The 21805-nt window shown below is 58.4% G+C and carries 23 protein-coding genes; 16 read left to right on the top strand and 7 right to left on the bottom strand.

The window, feature by feature from the left end:
- Positions 1–37 precede the first annotated feature (37 nt).
- From ABTV22_RS27205 to ABTV22_RS27145, 13 genes are all read left to right on the top strand, one after another.
- A complete protein-coding gene (locus ABTV22_RS27205; RefSeq protein WP_090325697.1) occupies positions 38–667 on the top strand; it encodes a response regulator in 630 nt (209 codons plus the stop codon).
- A 321-nt stretch (positions 668–988) separates the two neighbouring features.
- A complete protein-coding gene (locus tag ABTV22_RS27200) occupies positions 989–2113 on the top strand; it encodes an ABC transporter ATP-binding protein (RefSeq protein WP_433737404.1) in 1125 nt (374 codons plus the stop codon).
- Positions 2114–2160: 47 nt separating this feature from the next.
- The gene (locus tag ABTV22_RS27195; protein ID WP_433737403.1) at positions 2161–3204 is read left to right on the top strand and encodes an ABC transporter substrate-binding protein; all 1044 of its coding nucleotides are present in this window, start codon (positions 2161–2163) and stop codon (positions 3202–3204) included.
- Positions 3205–3387: 183 nt separating this feature from the next.
- Positions 3388–4635: an ABC transporter permease gene (locus tag ABTV22_RS27190; RefSeq protein WP_433737402.1), complete on the top strand. Its 1248-nt coding sequence runs from the start codon at positions 3388–3390 to the stop codon at positions 4633–4635.
- Between the two features lie 12 nt (positions 4636–4647).
- Entirely contained in the window at positions 4648–5472 is an 825-nt protein-coding gene (locus ABTV22_RS27185) for an ABC transporter permease (RefSeq protein ID WP_433737401.1), read from the top strand.
- 174 nt (positions 5473–5646) lie between these two features.
- Entirely contained in the window at positions 5647–6795 is a 1149-nt protein-coding gene (locus tag ABTV22_RS27180) for an iron-containing alcohol dehydrogenase (RefSeq protein WP_433737400.1), read from the top strand.
- A gap of 80 nt (positions 6796–6875) precedes the next feature.
- Positions 6876–7550: a ribulose-phosphate 3-epimerase gene (gene rpe, locus ABTV22_RS27175; protein ID WP_433737399.1), complete on the top strand. Its 675-nt coding sequence runs from the start codon at positions 6876–6878 to the stop codon at positions 7548–7550.
- Entirely contained in the window at positions 7547–8365 is an 819-nt protein-coding gene (locus ABTV22_RS27170) for a phosphoglycolate phosphatase (protein ID WP_433737398.1), read from the top strand. Before rpe ends, ABTV22_RS27170 begins: the two co-directional genes overlap by 4 nt.
- A 70-nt stretch (positions 8366–8435) precedes the next feature.
- The gene (gene trpE, locus ABTV22_RS27165) at positions 8436–9917 is read left to right on the top strand and encodes an anthranilate synthase component I (protein WP_433737397.1); all 1482 of its coding nucleotides are present in this window, start codon (positions 8436–8438) and stop codon (positions 9915–9917) included.
- A gap of 112 nt (positions 9918–10029) precedes the next feature.
- A complete protein-coding gene (locus ABTV22_RS27160; protein ID WP_433737396.1) occupies positions 10030–10623 on the top strand; it encodes an aminodeoxychorismate/anthranilate synthase component II in 594 nt (197 codons plus the stop codon).
- A gap of 9 nt (positions 10624–10632) precedes the next feature.
- Positions 10633–11682, top strand: a complete 1050-nt coding sequence (gene trpD, locus ABTV22_RS27155; RefSeq protein ID WP_433737395.1) for an anthranilate phosphoribosyltransferase — start codon at positions 10633–10635, stop codon at positions 11680–11682.
- Positions 11679–12515: an indole-3-glycerol phosphate synthase TrpC gene (gene trpC / locus ABTV22_RS27150; protein ID WP_433737394.1), complete on the top strand. Its 837-nt coding sequence runs from the start codon at positions 11679–11681 to the stop codon at positions 12513–12515. Before trpD ends, trpC begins: the two co-directional genes overlap by 4 nt.
- A 142-nt stretch (positions 12516–12657) precedes the next feature.
- A complete protein-coding gene (locus ABTV22_RS27145; protein WP_433737393.1) occupies positions 12658–13359 on the top strand; it encodes a lipoate--protein ligase family protein in 702 nt (233 codons plus the stop codon).
- Between the two features lie 19 nt (positions 13360–13378).
- Here ABTV22_RS27145 and crp read toward each other — a convergent pair whose 3' ends face one another.
- Positions 13379–14023, bottom strand: a complete 645-nt coding sequence (gene crp, locus ABTV22_RS27140) for a cAMP-activated global transcriptional regulator CRP (protein ID WP_433737392.1) — start codon at positions 14021–14023, stop codon at positions 13379–13381.
- Between the two features lie 229 nt (positions 14024–14252).
- On the opposite strand from crp, the gene ABTV22_RS27135 reads away from it, so the two are divergent.
- Positions 14253–14675 (top strand): OsmC family protein, encoded by a 423-nt coding sequence (locus tag ABTV22_RS27135; RefSeq protein ID WP_008061600.1) that lies wholly within the window; start codon positions 14253–14255, stop codon positions 14673–14675.
- Positions 14676–14913: 238 nt separating this feature from the next.
- On the top strand, positions 14914–15708 hold the full coding sequence (gene speD / locus ABTV22_RS27130; RefSeq protein WP_433737391.1) for an adenosylmethionine decarboxylase: 795 nt from the start codon (positions 14914–14916) through the stop codon (positions 15706–15708).
- 320 nt (positions 15709–16028) lie between these two features.
- On the opposite strand, the gene coq7 is transcribed toward speD, so the two are convergent.
- The 6 genes from coq7 to hemJ all read right to left on the bottom strand — a co-directional run bounded on the left by coq7 (position 16029) and on the right by hemJ (position 20583).
- The gene (gene coq7 / locus ABTV22_RS27125; protein ID WP_433737390.1) at positions 16029–16676 is read right to left on the bottom strand and encodes a 2-polyprenyl-3-methyl-6-methoxy-1,4-benzoquinone monooxygenase; all 648 of its coding nucleotides are present in this window, start codon (positions 16674–16676) and stop codon (positions 16029–16031) included.
- A gap of 190 nt (positions 16677–16866) precedes the next feature.
- Positions 16867–17205, bottom strand: a complete 339-nt coding sequence (locus ABTV22_RS27120; protein WP_433737389.1) for a histidine triad nucleotide-binding protein — start codon at positions 17203–17205, stop codon at positions 16867–16869.
- 65 nt (positions 17206–17270) lie between these two features.
- A complete protein-coding gene (locus ABTV22_RS27115; RefSeq protein WP_433737388.1) occupies positions 17271–18059 on the bottom strand; it encodes an SDR family NAD(P)-dependent oxidoreductase in 789 nt (262 codons plus the stop codon).
- A 61-nt stretch (positions 18060–18120) separates the two neighbouring features.
- Positions 18121–19077 carry a DUF805 domain-containing protein gene (locus ABTV22_RS27110; protein WP_433737387.1) on the bottom strand — a complete coding sequence of 319 codons (957 nt, stop codon included), beginning with the start codon at positions 19075–19077 and terminating at the stop codon, positions 18121–18123.
- A 75-nt stretch (positions 19078–19152) separates the two neighbouring features.
- A complete protein-coding gene (locus ABTV22_RS27105; protein WP_433737386.1) occupies positions 19153–20121 on the bottom strand; it encodes an NAD(P)H-dependent flavin oxidoreductase in 969 nt (322 codons plus the stop codon).
- A 33-nt stretch (positions 20122–20154) separates the two neighbouring features.
- Positions 20155–20583 (bottom strand): protoporphyrinogen oxidase HemJ, encoded by a 429-nt coding sequence (gene hemJ / locus ABTV22_RS27100; protein ID WP_433737385.1) that lies wholly within the window; start codon positions 20581–20583, stop codon positions 20155–20157.
- A 135-nt stretch (positions 20584–20718) separates the two neighbouring features.
- Between hemJ and argC the strand changes: the two genes are divergently transcribed.
- Positions 20719–21753 (top strand): N-acetyl-gamma-glutamyl-phosphate reductase, encoded by a 1035-nt coding sequence (gene argC / locus ABTV22_RS27095; RefSeq protein ID WP_433737384.1) that lies wholly within the window; start codon positions 20719–20721, stop codon positions 21751–21753.
- Positions 21754–21805 lie beyond the last annotated feature (52 nt).

Genomic DNA, 21805 nt, shown 5'->3' with positions numbered 1-21805 from the left:
CTTTTCCGACGTTCAACCCATCAATGAGGAAAGGAAAGTGATCCGTGTACTGGTAGCCGAAGACCACACCATCGTCCGCGAAGGCATCAAGCAATTGATCGGCCTGGCCAAGGACTTGCTGGTGGTGGGGGAGGCGAGCAATGGCGAACAGTTGCTTGAGACCTTGCGGCATGTGCCCTGCGAAGTGGTGCTGCTCGATATCTCCATGCCCGGCGTTAACGGCCTGGAAGCGATTCCGCGGATACGCGCACTGAACAATCCACCGGTGATCCTGGTGTTGTCGATGCACGATGAGGCGCAGATGGCGGCGCGGGCATTGAAAGTCGGAGCAGCCGGTTACGCAACCAAGGACAGCGACCCGGCCCTGTTGCTGACAGCCATCCGTCGGGTTGCGGCAGGCGGGCGTTATATCGATCCGGAACTGGCCGATCGCATGGTCTTCGAAGTCGGCCTGACCGATTCGCGTCCGTTGCATTCGTTGCTCTCGGAACGGGAGTTTTCGGTGTTCGAGCGCCTGGCCCAGGGCGCCAACGTCAACGACATCGCTCAGCAACTGGCATTGAGCAGCAAGACCATCAGTACCCACAAAGCGCGGTTGATGCAGAAACTCAACATCACTTCGCTGGCCGAACTGGTGAAGTACGCCATGGAACACAAACTCCTCTAGAACACCGCTTAAACCTGTAGGAGCACAGCTTGCTGGCGATGGCGCCCTTGAAATCGCCATCGCCAGCAAGCTGTGCTCCTACAGGGATTCTCGTTGCCATGTCCATTTGCGACATGCCTGAGCAATCGCTTTTGCTTGTTCTTGCGGCTTGTAGCTGACCGCTCGTCGCCGTGTCTGCCAAATAACGCCATCCTTGTAGGGCAATCCCTACCCCCAACCTTCCATCCGGCTGAGGCGATTCTCTCCTGCGTCCCGATTTGCGCAGGTTCCAGCGTCCACTAGGCTTAGTCCACAGCAGTCATCAACAACAAAGGTGCGGGTATGAGCCAGGTCGATTCAAGCGCAGGGGCCAACGATGTTCTGGTCAGCTTTCGTGGAGTGCAGAAGAGCTACGACGGCGAGAACCTGATCGTCAAAGACCTCAACCTGGACATTCGCAAAGGCGAATTCCTCACCTTGCTCGGGCCGTCGGGCTCCGGCAAGACCACCAGCCTGATGATGCTCGCCGGTTTCGAAACGCCGACTGCGGGTGAAATCCTGCTGGCCGGGCGTTCCATCAACAACGTACCGCCGCACAAGCGTGACATCGGCATGGTGTTCCAGAACTACGCCTTGTTCCCGCACATGACCGTCGCCGAGAACCTGGCGTTTCCCCTGACCGTACGCGGCATGAACAAGAGCGAGGTCGGCGACAAGGTCAAGCGCGTGTTGAACATGGTGCAACTCAACAGCTTTGCCCAGCGCTATCCGGGGCAACTGTCCGGCGGTCAGCAGCAGCGGGTGGCACTGGCCCGTGCGCTGGTGTTCGAGCCGCAACTGGTGTTGATGGACGAACCGCTCGGTGCTCTCGACAAGCAGTTGCGTGAACACATGCAGATGGAAATCAAACACCTGCACCAGCGCCTGGGCGTGACCGTGGTCTACGTGACCCACGACCAGGGCGAAGCCCTGACCATGTCCGACCGTGTGGCGGTATTCCACCAAGGCGAGATCCAGCAGATCGCACCACCGCGCACGCTCTATGAAGAGCCGAAAAACACCTTCGTCGCCAATTTCATCGGCGAGAACAACCGACTCAATGGCCGGCTGCATAGCCAGACCGGTGACCGCTGCGTGGTTGAGCTGAGCCGTGGTGAAAAAGTTGAGGCACTGGCGGTGAATGTCGGCAAGACCGGTGAGCCGGTGACCTTGTCCATTCGTCCGGAGCGCGTGAGCCTCAATGGTTCCAGTGAGGCTTGCAGCAACCGCTTCTCGGGACGGGTCGAGGAATTCATCTATCTGGGCGACCACGTCCGGGTTCGCCTGGAAGTCTGTGGCAAGACCGACTTCTTCGTGAAACAACCGATTGCCGAGCTCGATCCTGCGCTCGCGGTCGGCGACGTGGTTCCGCTTGGCTGGCAGGTCGAGCACGTACGTGCGCTCGACCCGATTCTAGAGGCGAACTGATCGCCCGCGCTTCAACACACCAACCCTGCACGTGGAGAGAACAATAAATGTTGAAATCCCTGAAATTCACCGCTCTGGCACTGGGCATGATGGGGGCGGCGGGCGCAATGGCCGCAGGCCCGGACCTGACCGTGGTGTCCTTTGGCGGGGCGAACAAGGCCGCGCAGGTCAAAGCCTTCTACGCACCGTGGGAAGCGGCAGGCAACGGCAAGATCGTGGCGGGCGAATACAACGGTGAAATGGCCAAGGTCAAAGCCATGGTCGACACCAAGAGCGTGTCCTGGGATCTGGTAGAGGTTGAGTCGCCGGAACTGTCCCGTGGTTGCGACGAAGACATGTTCGAGCAATTGGACCCGGCCCTGTTCGGCAAGACCGAAGACTACGTCAAGGGCGCTATCCAACCATGCGGCGTGGGCTTCTTCGTGTGGTCGACCGTGATGGCCTATAACGCCGACAAGCTGAAAACCGCACCGACCAGTTGGGCGGATTTCTGGGACACCAAGCAGTTCCCGGGCAAGCGCGGCCTGCGTAAAGGCGCCAAGTACACCCTGGAATTCGCACTGATGGCCGACGGCGTTGCGCCCAAGGATGTCTACAAAGTGCTGGCCGGCAAGGACGGTCAGGACCGCGCATTCAAGAAACTCGACGAACTCAAGCCATACATCCAGTGGTGGGAAGCCGGCGCACAACCGCCGCAATACCTCGCCTCCGGTGACGTGGTCATGAGCTCGGCCTACAACGGCCGTATCGCTGCCGTGCAGAAAGAAAGCAACCTGAAAGTGGTGTGGAACGGCGGCATCTACGACTTCGACGCCTGGGCCATTCCAAAAGGTCTGGACAAGGCACGGGCTGACGCGGCGAAGAAGTTCATCGCCTACTCCGTGCAGCCGCAGCAGCAGAAGACCTACTCGGAAAACATCGCCTACGGCCCGGCCAACACCCAAGCCGTACCGCTGCTGGCCAAGGATGTCCTGAAAGACATGCCGACCACCCCGGAGAACATCGCCAACCAGGTTCAGATCGATGTCAGCTTCTGGGCTGATAACGGCGAGCAACTGGAGCAGCGCTTCAACGCCTGGGCTGCGAAATAAGCAGACGCTAGCTCTCCTGTAGGAGCGAGGCTTGCCCGCGAAGACGGTGTGTCGTCCAGCATCAATGTCGAATGTGCCGGCGCTTTCGCGAGCAAGCTTCGCTCCTACAGGGGTGAGGTGTAGTTATCAATAACAGAGGGGGCTCGCCTTCTCTGTAACGATCAAAGATTTCCGGAGTACGCCATGGCTATCGCCGTTCCTGTGAACGCGGGCACCGACCCCACCTTGAAGCAACGGCTCAAGCACGCCGAGCGGGTCAACCGCTGGAAGGCCCAGGCGTTGATCGCGCCGTTGGTGCTGTTTCTGTTGCTGGTGTTCCTGGTGCCGATCGCGGCGCTGCTCTACAAAAGCGTCGGTAACCCGGAAGTGGTCGGCGGCATGCCGCGTACCGTGACGGCTATCGCCAGTTGGGACGGCCGTGGCCTGCCCGCTGAACCGGTTTATAAGGCAGCGGCTGAAGACCTCGCCGATGCTCGCAAGAATCAGACCCTGGGTGATCTGTCCAAACGCCTGAACATGGAGCTGGCAGGTTATCGTAGCTTGCTGACTAAAACCGCCCGTGCTCTTCCGCTGGCCACTGAGCCGGCTTCCTATAAAGAAGCACTTGAAGGCCTCGATGAGCGTTGGGGTGACCCGGCCTATTGGCAAGCCGTTCGCCGCAACACCAGTAGCATTACGCCGTATTACCTGCTGGCGGCTGTCGATCATCGGATCGACGATCTTGGCGAACTGGCCCCGGCCACACCGGATCAGGCGATCTACCTCGACATCTTCGCTCGCACCTTCTGGATGGGCTTGATCATTACCGTGGTTTGTCTGGTGTTGGCCTATCCATTGGCTTACCTGTTGGCAAACCTGCCGTCGCGGCAGAGCAACCTGCTGATGATTCTGGTTCTGTTGCCGTTCTGGACATCGATTCTGGTGCGTGTCGCGGCGTGGATCGTGTTGCTGCAATCGGGTGGCTTGATCAATAGCGGCCTGATGGCCATGGGCATTATCGATAAACCGGTGGAATTGGTGTTCAACCGTATCGGTGTCTACATCTCCATGGTGCATATCCTGCTGCCATTCATGATTTTGCCGATCTACAGCGTAATGAAGGGCATTTCGCCCACCTATATGCGTGCGGCGATCTCCCTGGGCTGTCATCCATTTGCCAGTTTCTGGCGGGTGTACTTCCCTCAGACCTATGCCGGTGTCGGCGCCGGTTGCCTGTTGGTGTTCATCCTCGCCATCGGCTACTACATCACCCCGGCGTTGCTGGGCAGCCCGAACGATCAGATGGTCAGTTACTTCGTCGCTTTCTACACCAATACCAGCATCAACTGGGGTATGGCGACCGCACTCGGCGGCTTGCTGCTGCTGGCGACCGTGGTGCTTTATCTGATTTACAGCTGGCTGGTAGGCGCAAGCCGCCTGCGCCTGAGCTAAGGGGAGATTGAAATGCTGAGTCCTTATATGTCGCCCATCGAACGGGTGTGGTTCTACAGCTTGCGGATTCTCTGCGGCTTGATTCTGTTGTTCCTGATTCTGCCGGTGCTGGTGATCATTCCACTGTCGTTCAACTCCGGGAGTTTTCTGGTTTATCCGCTGCAAGGCTTCTCGCTGCACTGGTACCAGGATTTCTTTGCCTCGGCCGAATGGATGCGTTCGTTGAAGAACAGCATGATCGTGGCTCCGGCTGCGACCGTGTTGGCGATGATTTTCGGTACGCTGGCGGCGATCGGCCTGACCCGGGGCGATTTCCCGGGCAAGGCGCTGGTGATGGCGCTGGTTATTTCGCCGATGGTGGTGCCGGTGGTGATCATCGGTGTGGCCAGTTACCTGACCTTTGCTCCACTGGGATTCGGTAACAGCTATACCTCGCTGATCGTGGTGCACGCCGTGCTGGGTGTACCGTTCGTGATCATCACGGTGTCGGCGACCTTGCAGGGGTTCAATCACAACCTGGTGCGCGCCGCCGCCAGTCTCGGTGCCTCGCCGCTGGTTGCATTCCGTCGCGTGACCTTGCCGTTGATCGCACCCGGCGTGATTTCCGGTGCGCTGTTCGCCTTCGCCACTTCGTTCGACGAAGTGGTGGTGACACTGTTTCTCGCCGGTCCCGAGCAAGCGACCCTACCGCGGCAGATGTTCAGCGGCATTCGCGAAAACCTCAGCCCGACCATCGCCGCCGCTGCGACGCTGCTGATCGCCTTCTCGATCATTCTGCTGTTGACCCTGGAATGGCTGCGTGGCCGCAGCGAGAAACTGCGCACCGCACAGGCCTGAAGCCGTCCCTTGTAGGAGCTGCCGAAGGCTGCGATCTTTTGATCTTGAAAAACAAAGTCAAAGGATCGCAGTCTTCGGCAGCTCCTACAGGTCATTCATGGCCTGAATACCAGCCAACCCAAAATCCCCAGCTACTCTTGTGCCCAGCTCCCACATCTATAAGAGGCTGCGCACATGGGTCTTTCCTCTTTCAAAATCGCTCACAAACTGATCACCGGTGCAGGGGCTATCGAGCAACTGTCGGCGGAATTGACGCGACTGGACATCGACAATCCGCTGATCGTCACCGATGCCGCCCTGGTCAAGTCCGGAACGGTAGAGCTGGCGCTGGCGCAGTTGGGCGAGCGCAGCTACGAGATCTTCGACCGCGTACTCCCCGACCCGGAAATTGCCATCGTCGAAGATTGCATGCGGGTTTATCGTGAGGGCGGTCACGACGGGCTGATCGGATTGGGCGGCGGCAGTGCCATCGACATCGCCAAAAGCGTTGCGGCCTACGCGGGGTACCACGGCGCACTGGAAGATTTGTTCGGTATCGATCAGGTGCCACGCAAGGGCCCGCCATTGATCGCGATTCCCACCACGGCCGGCACCGGCTCGGAAGTGACCAACGTGGCGATCCTTTCCGACAAGGTCGCGCACTTGAAGAAGGGCATTGTCAGTGACTTCCTGTTGCCGGATGTGGCGCTGGTCAGCCCGCAAATGACCCTGACCTGTCCGCGCAGCGTCACTGCCGCCAGTGGCGTCGATGCGTTGGTGCATGCCATCGAATCCTACCTGTCGGTCAATGCTTCGCCGATTACCGATGCGCTGGCCATCGGTGCGATCAAGTTGATCGCCAAGGCATTGCCAAAGGCCTACGCCAACCCATCCAACCTGCAAGCTCGCGAAGACATGGCAACCGCGAGCCTGATGGCCGGCATGGCGTTCGGTAATGCCGGCGTCGGTGCGGTGCATGCACTGGCGTATCCACTGGGTGGGCGCTTCAACATCGCCCATGGCGTGAGCAATGCCTTGCTACTGCCCTATGTCATGACCTGGAACAAGATGGCTTGCGTCGAACGCATGCAAGATATCGCCGAGGCCATGGGGGTGAAGACCGCCCATCTAAGTGCCAATGAGGCGGCCGATAAAGCCGTGGAGGCCATGAGTACGCTGTGCGCCGCGGTGGAAATTCCGTCGGGATTGCGCAGTTTTGGCGTTCCCGAAGAGGCCATCCCGGCCATGGCCACGGAAGCGGCGGGGATCGAGCGCCTGATGCGCAATAATCCGCGCAAACTGAGTGCCGTCGATATCGAGAAGATCTACCGAGCGGCTTACTGATCATCGCGGTCACGGTGCGCGCTTCAAAGCATGAGGTATACAATGCGCGCCATCGTGATTTAGCTCAGAAAAGGTGCGTCATGCAGCCCTTCGTAATTGCTCCGTCGATTCTCTCCGCCGACTTCGCCCGCCTGGGTGAAGAAGTGGACAACGTCCTGGCCGCTGGCGCCGATTTCGTGCACTTCGATGTCATGGACAACCACTATGTGCCCAACCTGACCATCGGCCCGATGGTCTGCGCGGCGCTGCGCAAGTACGGCGTGACCGCGCCGATCGACGCACACCTGATGGTCAGCCCGGTGGACCGCATCGTTGGTGACTTTATCGAAGCCGGCGCGACCTACATCACCTTCCATCCGGAAGCCACCCAGCACATCGACCGTTCCCTGCAACTGATCCGCGAAGGCGGCTGCAAGTCTGGCCTGGTGTTCAACCCGGCGACCCCGCTGGACGTACTCAAGTACGTGATGGACAAGGTCGACATGATCCTGCTGATGAGCGTTAACCCAGGCTTTGGCGGGCAGAAGTTCATTCCAGGCACCCTCGACAAGCTGCGTGAAGCACGGGCCTTGATCGACGCGTCCGGTCGCGACATCCGTCTGGAAATCGACGGCGGCGTGAATGTGAACAACATTCGTGAAATCGCCGCAGCGGGCGCCGACACCTTTGTCGCCGGTTCGGCGATCTTCAATGCCCCGAATTACCAGGAAGTGATCGAGAAGATGCGCTCCGAACTGGCATTGGCTCGCCCATGAGTGGTTTCGAGCAGCTGTTCCCGGGAGGTCTGCCAAGGCTGGTGATGTTCGATCTGGATGGCACGTTGATCGATTCGGTCCCGGACCTCGCGGTGGCTGTGGATAACATGCTGCTCAAACTTGGGCGTGCCCCGGCGGGAATCGCTGCGGTGCGCGAGTGGGTTGGCAATGGTGCACCGATACTGGTTCGTCGTGCGCTGGCCGGTGGTCTTGACCATTCGGCGGTCGATGACGCCGAGGCTGAAGCCGCGCTGGAGATTTTCATGCAGGCTTACGGCGAGAGCCATGAGCTGACCGTGGTCTACCCCGGCGTGCGCGATACCCTGAAATGGCTGCAAAAGCAGGGTGTCGAGATGGCGCTGATCACCAACAAGCCGGAGCGCTTCGTCGCGCCGTTGCTGGATCAGATGAAAATCGGTCGTTATTTCCGTCTGATCATCGGCGGTGACACCCTGCCACAGAAAAAGCCGGACCCGGCTGCGCTGTTTTTCGTCATGAAAATGACCAATATCCCGGCGTCGCAGTCCTTGTTCGTCGGCGATTCGCGCAGTGATGTGCTGGCGGCGAAAGCGGCTGGGGTCAAGTGCGTAGCCCTCAGCTATGGCTATAACCATGGCCGTCCGATCGCCGACGAGTCGCCTTCGCTGGTGATCGACGATCTACGCAAGCTAATTCCCGGTTGCCTGGATCAGGCCGCTGAGATAACGTTGCCCGACGCTCCTCAATCCCCTCCTGGAAATTCCATCGTGGTGGTCACTCGCAAACTCTGGATGAAAGTCATCAAGGCCCTGGCCCGCTGGCGTTGGCGCGCCTGACTTTTTCCTGGCCGGTCATCCGGCGCGTTTGCATACCTGACTGTTAGACCCTCAAGCCACGAGGCACATCATGATCCGCGAAGAATTCCTGCGTTTGGCCGCTGCCGGCTACAACCGCATTCCGCTTGCCTGCGAAACCCTGGCCGACTTCGACACACCGCTGTCGATCTACCTGAAGCTCGCCGACGAGCCCAACTCCTACCTGCTGGAATCGGTACAGGGCGGCGAAAAATGGGGCCGTTACTCGATCATCGGCCTGCCGTGCCGCACCGTGCTGCGGGTTCACGATCATCATGTCAGCGTGACCGTCGATGGCGTCGAAACCGAAAGCCATGACGTCGAAGACCCGTTGGCCTTCGTCGAAGCCTTCAAGGCGCGCTACAACGTGCCAACCATCGCCGGCCTGCCGCGCTTCAACGGCGGCCTGGTGGGTTATTTCGGTTACGACTGCGTGCGCTATGTGGAAAAGCGTCTGGGCAAGTGCCCAAACCCGGATCCGCTGGGCGTGCCGGACATTCTGCTGATGGTCTCCGATGCCGTCGTGGTGTTCGACAACCTGGCCGGCAAGATGCACGCGATCGTCCTGGCCGACCCAGCGCAGGAAGACGCCTACGAGCAAGGTCGCGAACGTCTGGAAGAGCTGCTGGAAAAGCTGCGTCAGCCGATCACTCCGCGCCGTGGCCTGGATTTCAGCAAGCAGAACTCGGCCGATCCGGTGTTCCGCTCCAGTTTCACCCAGGACGATTACGAAAAAGCGGTCGACACCATCAAGGAGTACATCCTGGCCGGTGACTGCATGCAGGTCGTACCGTCCCAGCGCATGTCGATCGACTTCAAAGCCGCCCCAATCGATCTGTACCGTGCGCTGCGCTGCTTCAACCCAACGCCTTATATGTACTTCTTCAACTTCGGCGACTTCCATGTCGTTGGCAGTTCGCCGGAAGTGCTGGTGCGGGTTGAAGACAACCTGATCACCGTGCGCCCGATTGCCGGCACTCGCCCGCGAGGGGCCAACGAAGAAGCTGACCTGGCGCTGGAAAAAGACCTGCTCTCGGACGACAAGGAAATCGCCGAACATTTGATGCTGATAGACCTGGGTCGCAACGATACCGGTCGTGTGTCAGAAATCGGTTCGGTGAAGCTCACCGAGAAGATGGTTATCGAGCGTTACTCCAACGTGATGCACATCGTGTCCAACGTCACTGGCCAATTGAAGTCTGGTTTGACTGCGATGGACGCGCTGCGGGCGATCCTGCCTGCCGGTACCTTGTCCGGTGCACCGAAAATTCGTGCCATGGAAATCATCGACGAACTGGAACCGGTCAAGCGCGGTGTCTACGGCGGCGCCGTCGGCTACTTCGCCTGGAACGGCAACATGGACACCGCCATTGCGATTCGCACGGCGGTGATCAAGAACGGCGAGCTGCATGTGCAGGCCGGTGGCGGCATCGTCGCCGATTCGGTGCCGGCGCTGGAATGGGAAGAAACCCTGAACAAGCGCCGCGCGATGTTCCGCGCCGTTGCCCTGGCTGAACAAACTCCACAAGGCTGAGCCACGAACTGCCCGTCTGCCGGCCGCCTTGACCGATCAAGCGCAGGCCGCAGCGGGACCTTCGTTCGAAGGCTGCATTAGAAGTCAGTGAATTCAAGAGGTTTTTAACGCCATGTTGCTGATGATCGATAACTACGACTCTTTTACCTACAACGTTGTGCAGTACCTTGGTGAGCTGGGCTCCCAGGTCAAAGTCGTGCGCAACGATGAATTGACCGTTGCCGAAATCGAAGCCCTCAACCCTGAGCGCATCGTCGTGTCCCCAGGTCCTTGCACTCCGACCGAAGCCGGCGTCTCGATTGACGTCATCAAACACTTTGGCGGCAAGCTGCCAATTCTCGGTGTGTGCCTGGGCCATCAGTCCATCGGCCAAGCCTTTGGCGGTGATGTGGTCCGCGCCCGCCAGGTCATGCACGGCAAGACCAGCCCGGTGTTCCACGAAGACAAGGGCGTCTTCGCCGGCTTGAATAATCCGCTGACGGTTACCCGCTATCATTCATTGATCGTCAAACGCGAAACCTTGCCCGACTGCCTTGAACTGACCGCCTGGACCCAGTTCGAAGACGGTTCGGTCGACGAGATCATGGGCCTGCGCCACAAAATCCTGAACATCGAGGGCGTGCAATTCCACCCCGAGTCGATCCTGACCGAACAGGGCCACGAGCTGTTCGCCAACTTCCTCAAACAAACCGGCGGCACGCGCTAAGGACTTTTCATGAATATCAAGGCAGCCCTGAGCCGTATCGTCGACCACCTCGACCTGAGCACCGAAGAAATGCGCGATGTGATGCGCGAAATCATGACCGGGCAATGCACGGATGCGCAGATTGGCGCGTTCATGATGGCCATGCGCATGAAGAGCGAAAGCATCGATGAAATCGTCGGTGCGGTGTCGGTCATGCGCGAGCTGGCGGACCAGGTCGAACTCAAGACCCTCGACGGCGTGGTCGATGTGGTCGGCACCGGGGGGGACGGCGCGAATATCTTCAACGTGTCCACGGCTTCCGCTTTTGTCGTGGCGGCGGCTGGATGCACCGTGGCCAAGCACGGTAACCGCGCAGTATCGGGCAAGAGCGGCAGTGCCGATTTGCTCGAAGCGGCGGGGATTTATCTGAACCTGACACCGGTTCAAGTGGCGCGCTGCATCGATAATGTCGGCATCGGTTTCATGTTTGCCCAGACCCATCACAAAGCCATGAAGTACGCCGCCGGCCCGCGCAAGGATCTTGGCTTGCGCACCTTGTTCAACATGCTTGGCCCGCTTACGAATCCGGCCGGTGTGAAACACCAGGTGGTGGGTGTATTTACCCAAGCGTTGTGCCGGCCGTTGGCTGAAGTCTTGCAACGACTGGGCAGCAAGCATGTACTGGTGGTGCATTCAAAGGACGGTCTGGACGAATTCAGTCTGGCGGCGCCAACTTTTGTCGCTGAACTCAAGAACGACCAGATCACCGAATACTGGGTCGAGCCAGAAGACCTGGGCATGAAGAGCCAGAGCCTGCATGGCCTGTCGGTCGAAGGCCCGGAAGCTTCGCTGGCGTTGATCCGTGATGCGCTGGGCAAACGCAAAACCGAGAACGGTCAGAAAGCGGCTGAAATGATTGTGCTCAACGCCGGAGCGGCACTGTATGCCGCCGACCTGGCCAGCAGTTTGAAACAGGGCGTGGAGCTTGCGCACGATGCCCTGCACACCGGTCTCGCTCGGGAAAAGCTCGAAGAACTGGGTGCGTTTACCGCGGTATTCAAAGTGGAGAATGAGGGATGAGTGTACCGACGGTTCTGGAAAAGATTCTGGCACGCAAGGTCGAAGAAGTTGCCGAGCGTAGTGCTCGTGTAAGCCTTGCGGAGCTGGAAGTTCTGGCCAAGGCGGCCGATGCACCCCGTGGGTTTGCCCAGGCATTGCTGGCTCAGGCTAAGTTGAAACAGCCGGCAGTCATTGCCGAGATCAAGAAAGCTTCGCCAAGCAAAGGTGTGATCCGCGAGAACTTCGTTCCTGCCGAAATCGCCAAAAGCTACGAGAAGGGCGGGGCGACCTGCTTGTCGGTGCTGACCGATATCGATTACTTCCAGGGGGCCGACACGTACCTGCAACAGGCTCGCGCAGCCTGCAAGCTGCCGGTGATCCGCAAGGACTTCATGATCGATCCGTACCAGATCGTCGAAGCCCGTGCCATGGGTGCAGACTGCGTGCTTTTGATCGTCTCCGCCCTGGATGACGTGAAAATGGCCGAGCTGGCATCGGTGGCCAAAGGCGTCGGTCTCGATGTGCTGGTGGAAGTCCATGACGGCGACGAACTGGAGCGGGCCTTGAAAACCCTCGACACGCCGTTGGTGGGTATCAACAATCGCAACCTGCATACCTTCGATGTCAGCCTGGAAACCACTCTCGACCTGTTGCCACGCATCCCGCGTGATCGTCTGGTGATCACCGAAAGCGGCATTCTCAACCGTGCTGATGTCGAGTTGATGGAAATCAGCGACGTCTATGCGTTCCTGGTGGGCGAAGCGTTCATGCGTGCCGAGAGCCCGGGTACAGAGTTGCAGCGTTTGTTCTTCCCTGAGCGCGGTGTTTCGGTGAGTGGTTCTACACTCGACTGATTGTCTTCAGAATGAGTCGACCCCTTCGCGAGCAGGCTCGCTCCCACACTAGATCGGCGGTACACGAACTACTGTAGGAGCGAGCCTGCTCGCGAAGACGGCATAAGATGCACCACAGACTGCATGTCCTACGGAATCCCTTATGACCTCACCCATCTCCCTGACCATCGAAGCCGGTCTGCAAGCCGAACAAGATCTGTTGGCATCGGTCTGTGCCGGCGATGCGGATTTCGGATTGCTGTTCTGGCAGCCCAGTGATCGAGCGCTGGTCATGCCGCGACGTTTGAATCGACTGCCTGGCTTCGATCATGCCTGCCAAATCTCCGCTGCGGCGGGTTGGCCAGTGCTGCTGCGCGAAACCGGTGGTGAACCGGTGCCGCAATCAGCGTCGACGATCAATATCGCACTGGTTTACGCGCCACCACGCAGCGAAGGGGATCTGAATCGCATTGAATCCGGTTACCGGCGTCTGTGTGATCCGATCTGTGATTTGCTGGATGAATTGGGTGGCACGTCGTCACTGGGGGAAATCGACGGCGCGTTCTGCGATGGCCGCTTCAACGTCAATCTGGATGGGCGCAAGATGGTCGGCACCGCCCAGCGCTGGCGCCAGAGTCAGGGCGGTCAGCGCCCGGTAGGGCTGGTGCACGGTGCAATGCTGCTCGATAACGAGCGCGAATCGATGGTCGCTGCGGTCAATCGTTTCAACCAAGCGTGCGGATTGGAGCAGCGGGTGCGTGCCGAAAGCCACATCGCCCTGCATGAAAAGTTCACGGCCCCCGATGCGCTGGGACGTCTCGATCAGCTTTACCGCCAAATGCTGGCGCAGATGTTCGACGCTTGAAGCTTCAAAGTTAGCGTGGTTAGCGTGTACCGAAGACCACCATGGTCTTGCCTTTGACGTCCACCAGGTTGCGTTCCTCCAGATCTTTGAGCACGCGACCAACCATCTCTCGCGAACACCCGACAATCCTGCCGATTTCCTGACGGGTCACTTTGATCTGCATACCGTCTGGATGAGTCATGGCGTCGGGCTGCTTGCACAGTTCCAGCAGGCAGCGAGCGACGCGACCGGTCACATCAAAGAATGCCAGGTCGCCGACCTTGCGGGTGGTATTGCGCAGGCGTTGTGCGATTTGTCCGCTTAACACGTAAAGGATGTCTGGGTCCTGCTGTGACAACTCACGGAATTTCGCGTAGCTGATTTCCGCGACTTCGCATTCGACCTTGGCGCGTACCCAGGCGCTACGTTCCTGCTCAAGACCCGCTTGCTCAAACAGGCCCAGCTCGCCGAAAAAATCCCCGGCGTTCAGGTAGGCGATGATCATTTCCCGGCCGTCGTCATCTTCGATCAGGATCGTGACCGAACCTTTGATAATGAAAAACAACGTTTCCGAACGATCACCGGCACAAATGATGTTGGTTTTGGCCTGATAGCGACGACGCTGGCAATGCATCAACAGCTTGTCGAGGTTCTTGATTTTGGGTGTGGGGGTAATAGCAACCATGGTTGTATCCCGAAAAGACTGCACGGTATGTTTGGTTTTTTTTATGAAAGGCGGACACTACGGTAAAACTGGCTATGCGCCATTGAATTGACGTCAGCTTAACAGACACTTCCGGCATTATTCGAGAAATTACCTACAAGGCTGTAGGACACTTCCTGGGAAGCCAACGCTGTCTATCAAAGGCCTGTGCTAAGCTGGCGACCCTTTTTTATACAGTGGAGTCTTGGCGATGAAGGCACGCATCCAATGGGCTGGCGAAGCCATGTTCCTCGGCGAATCCGGTAGCGGTCATGTCGTGGTCATGGACGGTCCACCCGATGCCGGTGGTCGTAACTTGGGTGTCCGGCCAATGGAAATGCTCCTGCTGGGTGTTGGTGGTTGCAGCAACTTCGATGTGGTCAGCATCCTCAAGAAATCTCGCCAGGCCGTTGAAAGCTGCGAAGCCTTCCTTGAAGCCGAACGCGCCACCGAAGATCCGAAAGTCTTCACCAAGATCCATATGCACTTCGTGGTCAAGGGACGCGGCCTGAAAGAAGCTCAGGTCAAGCGCGCCATTGAGCTGTCCGCTGAAAAGTATTGCTCGGCGTCGATCATGCTGGGCGCAGCCGGTGTCGAGATCACCCACGACTACGAGATCATCGAGCTCGGTTGAATCGACATTCAACTATCATAAAAGCGGTGCAGACTCTGGCGATCCCCTGCTGACGTCTGCATAATGCGCCACTTTTTTCAGGGTAGTGGCCCGTCAGCCGATAGGCCACGCACCCGAACAGACAACCAAAATCGCCATCGCGAAGAGGTGTTAACCGTCCTACGCAGGTGCGTCGTTCGCATCTGACGGGCATGCTTGATCACGCGGCCGGGCCGCAATACATAGAGAGTTTTTAACGGTGAAAAGCAAACTCAAGCTCCACGGGTTCAATAACCTGACAAAGACCTTGAGCTTCAACATCTATGACATCTGCTACGCGGAAACCCCGCAAGACCAACAGGCTTACGTCGAGTACATCAATAAAGAGTACAACGCGGAGCGCCTGACGCAGATCCTCACGGAAGTTGTCGAAATCATTGGTGCCAACATTCTGAACATTGCCAGTCAGAACTATGAGCCTCAGGGTGCCAGCGTCACGATTCTGATTTCAGAAGAACCGGTGACCCCGACCGAAAGCCAGATCGAAGAGTCTCCGGGCCCGCTGCCGGAAATCATCCTGGCTCATCTCGACAAGAGTCATATCACGGTACATACCTACCCGGAGATCCATCCGGATGCAGGTATTGCGACCTTCCGTGTGGACATCGACGTGTCGACCTGTGGTGTCATTTCACCGCTCAAAGCGCTCAACTTCCTGATTCACCAGTTCGATTCGGACATCGTGACCGTGGATTACCGTGTGCGCGGTTTCACCCGTGATGTCGAAGGCAACAAGCACTTCATCGATCACGAGATCAACTCGATCCAGAACTACCTCTCCGAAGACACCCGCGACGCGTACCAGATGACTGACGTGAACGTGTACCAGGAGAACCTGTTCCACACCAAAATGCTGCTGAAGAACTTCGAACTGGATAACTACCTGTTCGGCGATGCCACCAGCAATCTGTCCGCCGAGCAGCGTGCTCAGGTGACCGAGCGTGTTAAGCACGAAATGCTCGAAATCTTCTACGCGCGCAACATGCCGAACTAAGACTCTCGAGCACAAAAAAAGGCGACTACCTCACGGCAGTCGCCTTTTTTCATGATTCACGAAAACCCTTGTAGGAGCGTAATGCTGTTCACTTAAGAACAATCACTGTAACTGTGGCGAGGGAGCTTGCTCCCGCTGGACTGCGTAGCAGTCCCATTTTTTGGGGTCGCTTCGCGCCCCAACGCGAGCAAGCTCGCTCGCCACCGGTAATTACTTGCGCGATCTATCTCTTAAATGAACAGCATTATTGTAGGAGCGAGGTTTGCCCGCGATGGTGTCTTTGAAATCGCCATCGCGGGCAAGCCTCGCTCCTACATTAATTAGATTCGGTAGGTACTCTTGGTCATCACCTTGGCCATCAAGCTCATGCCGAACTTCACCGGTGCCGGAAAACGGAAACCACCAGCCTCCAGCGCACTTTCCGCGTGTTGCTCTTCATCTATGCGCATCTGCTCAAGAATCGCGCGGGATTTTTCATCTTCCGCCGGCAGTTGCTCAAGGTGTTCGTTCAAATGCTTACACACCTGATCTTCCGTCGCCGCAACGAAACCCAGGCTGACTTTGTCGCTGATCAGCCCAGCAACCGCACCGATCCCGAACGACATACCGTAGAACAGTGGGTTGAGAATGCTGGTGTGGCTGCCCAACTGATGAATGCGTTGCTCGCACCAGACCAGATGGTCGATTTCTTCTTCGGCGGCATGTTCCATGGCTGCGCGTACTTGCGGCAGCTTGGCGGTCAAGGCTTGCCCTTGGTATAGCGCCTGGGCACAGACTTCACCGGTATGGTTGATGCGCATCAGGCCGGCAACGTGCCGGGTCTCTTCATCGCTCATTTTTGCATCTGGCTGCACGATGGCGGGCGACGGACGGTACGGTTGGCCACTGAAGGGCAGCAAGGTACGCATCGCGGCATCGGCTTGCAGCAGAAGACGGTCAATTGGCGAGTAGTGACGTTGGGTAGTCATGCTGACCTCCGGAAGAATCTCGGTGGCCAGTTTAACCCAATCGGCCGGGGAAGGTTTGCGTTGGGTCATTGTGATGCAGCGCAATCTGTAGGAGCGAGGCTTGCCCGCGAACCCCGCAACACGGTTTCTAGCAAAGACCGGGGTGCCTGGTTCGCGGGCAAGCCTCGCTCCTACGCAAGCGGTGACTGAATCAGCCCGGCGGCCAGTGCATCTGGCGCTGACCGAGCACATGCATATGAATGTGATAAACAGTTTGGCCCCCCAGGTCATTGCAGTTCATGACCACGCGGAAACCTTCTTCGCAACCCAGCTCCAGGGCCAGGCGCTGGGCGGTGAACAGAATGTGCCCGGCCAGTGCCTTGTCGTCCTCGGTCAGGTCATTCAAGGTGCGCACCGGTTTTTTCGGGACTACCAGAAAATGCACCGGTGCCTGTGGGGCGATGTCGTGGAAGGCGATAACCTGATCGTCTTCGAAAATGATCTTCGCCGGGATCTCCCGGTTGATGATCTTGGTGAACAGAGTATCCACAGCTGTTTTCTCCGTTGTTTGGGCTGGCCTGAGTGTACCCATGGGGCATGCGCCAGCCCAGTGTTTTACCGTGGGCAGTAAGCCTTGTTGACCATGCCGGTGATTGTCCGGATCAACCAGCGTGAGCCGAAGCGGGGCAGGGTAGCGAACCAGCGGTTACGCCGTCCGGGAATGATAATGGCGCGATTTTTCTCCAGCGCTCGCACGGTATAGAGCGCGACTTCCTCAGGACTCATCAGCAACTTGCTGTCTGCCAGTTTGTCGGTGTTCAGCTGCGCGGTGCGGAAAAACGCCGTGCGGGTTGGGCCGGGGCAGAGCACCGAGACCTTGACCGCGCATTTTTTCAGCTCGACGCGCAATCCCTCGGAAAAGTGCAGCACATAAGCCTTGCTCGCGTAATAAGTGCTCATCCAAGGGCCGGGGTGGAAGGCTGCGACCGAGGCGACGTTCAGAATCTGCCCGCCGCCCTGCAGCGCCATGCTGTTGCCGATGGCGTGACACAGGCGAGTGAGGGCCAGAATGTTGACTTCGATCAGATCCTGTTCGGTCATCCAATCCTGCGCCAGGAATGGGCCGCATGTGCCGATACCGGCGCAGTTGACCAACAGATCAATCTGCCGGTCACCTTCCTCCAGTTCCAGCAGAAATCCGGACAGCCGCAGGGGTTCACCCAGGTCGCAGGCACGGAACAACACTTCCACACCAAACCGTTGGGTCAGTTCAATCGCAATACTTTCCAGCTGATCACGCTGTCGGGCCACCAATATCAGGCTGCGGCCGCGCCGGGCCAGCGCTTCGGCCATGGCCAGGCCAATGCCGCTGGAAGCGCCGGTGATCAGAGCGTAACGGGTCATGCAGTTCTCCATCGCAACAGCTCCGCACCGCGACGCAGGTGTCACGAGCAGGGAGCGCTGTTCATTCTTGCGCAGAGTCTACAGGGGGCTGAGCTTCTTCGGCTGCATCGTCGGCGGAATTTGCAGGTGATTCGGTCTCGACGTCAATTTCATTGGTAACCGCAGGGCCACTTTCGTAGCTGCTTTCCAGGCTACTTTCGTATTCCTGCTGGATCGCGGAGATCCCGCCCATCATAGCGCCGACGAAACCCAGGCCTATGAGCACAATCCACAATGAACACAGCACTTTGACTGCTGTGCTGTTGGGCGGGGGGGGCGGGCCATAACGGTTGGCGCCGGTGTTGCCCGGTACGACCGTGATCACCAGCGGGAAGAAGCTGCCGACGAAGGGGACGAAGTTCAACAGCCAGAGCCAGCCTGACCAGCCGATATCGTGCAGGCGCTGAACCGTGAACAGAATGCTGATGATCAGGAATGCGAGGAACAGGAAGAAGGCAAAGATGCCGCCGATGATCAGTCCCGTGGTGGAATCACCACTCACCAGTCCGAGGCCGATGAGTGCGAACACGCCGACGATGGGCAGGGTCACCAGGCTCAGTACCATGGTCCAGGCGAGAAAGCGCAGACGGCCGATCCGCCCTTCGACGCTGAACGGCTTCAGGGTGGCGAACTCGGGCAAGCTGTCACCGACCATGGCACGCGGAGGGGCATAAGGGGATTCGGGCTCCGCCGCGGTGGCTGCAGGCGCGTCATGGCGGGCGTCCGACAGGTTCAGTTCGATCGAGGGTTCGGGCTCGATGCGCGCGTCGATGCCGGTGTTCTTCAGCGCATGCAAGTAAGCCTGTGCATCGGCCTGTGAGAGTTCGCGTTTGAGTGTGACTGGCTGGCCGTTGAAAAGACGTTCTACGTCAGTGACTTCGCTTTTGTACAGCGCAGCGAGATTGCTCTTGGCAGTGGTGATATCAATACCCGGCAGTAGCGTGCCGTCGAATACGATTCTGAAACGGTTTTCGCTCATTGCCGAGGCATCCTTGTCGCGAGTGTTTGAGTATCTGGACTGTAGGGCCAGCCAGGGAAGACTGGCCACAATCTTTCAGCGGGGCCAACGCTGCCGCAGTTGTACTGAGTGTTCCTGTGCCTTTCGATACTCGGCATCAAGACGCGCCACCAGTTGCTCCACGCTCGGCAAGTCATCGATTTCACCGACCCCTTGGCCTGCGGACCAGACAGTTTTCCAGGCCTTGGCTTCATCGCTTAACGGCTTGAGCTTGGAGCCGAAGTTGACCTCGCCTTTGTTTTGCAGGGCCAGCATGTCGAATCCGGCAGCTTCCAGGCTTTGGCGCATGAAGCTCGCCGGTACGCCCGATACGGCTGGAGTATGGATGATGTCTGCCGCTTTGGCTGCCAGTAGCATCTCCTTATATGCCTCAGGCGCATGGCTTTCGGTGGTGCCGATAAAGCGCGTACCGAAGTAGGCAAGATCGGCACCAAGCAGTTGCGCGGCGAGAATTTCGTGGCCGTGGTTCAGGCACCCGGCCAGCAGTAGAGTCTTGTCGAAGAACTGGCGGATCTCGGCGATCAATGAGAAAGGGCTCCAGGTTCCAGCATGTCCGCCAGCGCCCGCCGCGACAGCTATCAGGCCATCCACGCCGGCCTCGGCGGCTTTTTCGGCATGACGGCGAGTGGTGACGTCGTGGAACACTAGGCCGCCATAGCTGTGGACGGCATCGACCAGCTCTTTCACGGCGCCGAGGCTGGTGATGATGATCGGTACCTTATGCTCGATGCAGATATCCAGGTCCGCCTGCAGTCGCGGGTTACTCTTGTGGACAATCAGGTTCACCGCGTACGGCGCAGGGTTCTCCAATGTCGCCAGCCCGGCTTCGATCTCTTCCAGCCAGGCTTTGAAGCCGCTGCTCTCACGCTGGTTCAGCGCCGGAAAACTGCCCACGACACCGTTGCGGCAGCAGGCGAGCACCAGTTGCGGATTGGAAATCAGGAACATCGGCGCGGCCACCACGGGCAGGCGCAGACGTTGTTCGAGCAGAGCGGGCAGCGACATTGGAGGTTCCCCGGTGAGTGGTGCCTATTGGGTTTAAAACGGCCGAACGACGACCAGAATTACGATAGCCAGCAATATCAGAACGGGCACTTCATTAAACCAGCGATAATAGACATGGCTGCGGGTGTTCTCGCCACGGGCAAAACGCTTCACCTGGGCGCCGCACATGTGGTGATAACCGATCAGCAAAACCACCAGAGTCAGCTTGACGTGAATCCACTTACCCAGACTGAAGATGCCTGGGTTCAGGCTGATCATTGCGATGCCGAAAATCAATGTAGCGATCATCGCCGGGCCCATGATGCCGCGATACAACTTGCGCTCCATGACGCTGAAGCGTTCCTTGCTGATCGTATCCTCGCTTTGCGCGTGATAAACGAACAGTCGCGGCAGATAAAACAGGCCGGCAAACCAGCACACGACACTGATGATGTGAAAAGCTTTGAGCCATAGATAAAGCATTTTTGTTTATTCCCAGGTTCACGGTAGCCCGGATAGTAGAGGGTTGACACTCCGCACGTCACCTTGCCGGTTGTCGCAGGCGCGCGACGCCCCTATTATCGACGGCTTTCCAGTGGGTTCGTTGAGGGCAGGTTTATGGTCAAGGTCGGTATCGTCGGCGGCACGGGTTACACCGGTGTCGAACTGCTGCGTCTGTTGGCACAGCATCCGCAGGCAGAAGTGGTAGTGATCACTTCCCGATCCGAGGCCGGCCTGGCCGTGGCTGACATGTACCCGAACCTGCGAGGCCACTACGACGGCCTCGCGTTCAGCGTTCCGGACATCAAGACCCTGGGCGCCTGCGACGTGGTGTTCTTCGCAACACCTCACGGCGTTGCGCACGCTCTGGCAGGTGAGCTGTTGGCAGCGGGGACCAAGGTCATCGATCTGTCCGCGGACTTCCGTCTGCAAGATGCTGAAGAGTGGGCCAAGTGGTATGGCCAACCGCACGGCGCGCCAGCGTTGCTGGACGAGGCGGTTTACGGTCTTCCGGAAGTCAATCGTGAGCAAATCAAGAAAGCGCGGCTGATTGCTGTACCAGGTTGCTATCCGACCGCGACGCAATTGGGTTTCCTGCCACTGCTTGAAGCCGGTCTGGCTGATGCTTCGCGCCTTATTGCCGACTGCAAATCCGGCGTCAGCGGTGCCGGTCGTGGTGCGGCGGTAGGTTCGTTGTACTCCGAGACGTCGGAAAGCATGAAGGCTTACGCCGTCAAAGGTCACCGTCACTTGCCGGAAATTCGCCAAGGCTTGCGTCGTGCCGCGGGCAAGGACGTTGGCCTGACCTTCGTTCCGCACCTGACTCCAATGATTCGTGGTATCCATTCGACGCTCTACGCGACCGTCGTGGATCGCTCGGTGGATCTGCAGGCGTTGTTTGAAAAACGCTATGCCAATGAGCCGTTCGTCGACGTGATGCCGGCGGGTAGCCATCCGGAAACCCGTAGCGTACGTGGCGCCAACGTGTGCCGTATCGCGGTGCATCGTCCGCAGGACGGTGATCTGGTGGTCGTGCTGTCGGTCATCGACAACCTGGTCAAAGGCGCGTCGGGCCAGGCTGTTCAGAACATGAACATCCTGTTCGGGCTGGATGAGCGTCTGGGGCTGTCCCATGCGGGCATGCTGCCGTAAGGCGCTATTTCTTGCTGTGAAAAAGGCCCGTTAAACGGGCCTTTTTGCATTC

It is taken from the genome of Pseudomonas putida, from assembly GCF_050990305.1.
Classification (GTDB): Bacteria; Pseudomonadota; Gammaproteobacteria; order Pseudomonadales; family Pseudomonadaceae; genus Aquipseudomonas; species Aquipseudomonas putida_AH.
This window is presented reverse-complemented; position numbering and strand designations above follow the sequence as displayed.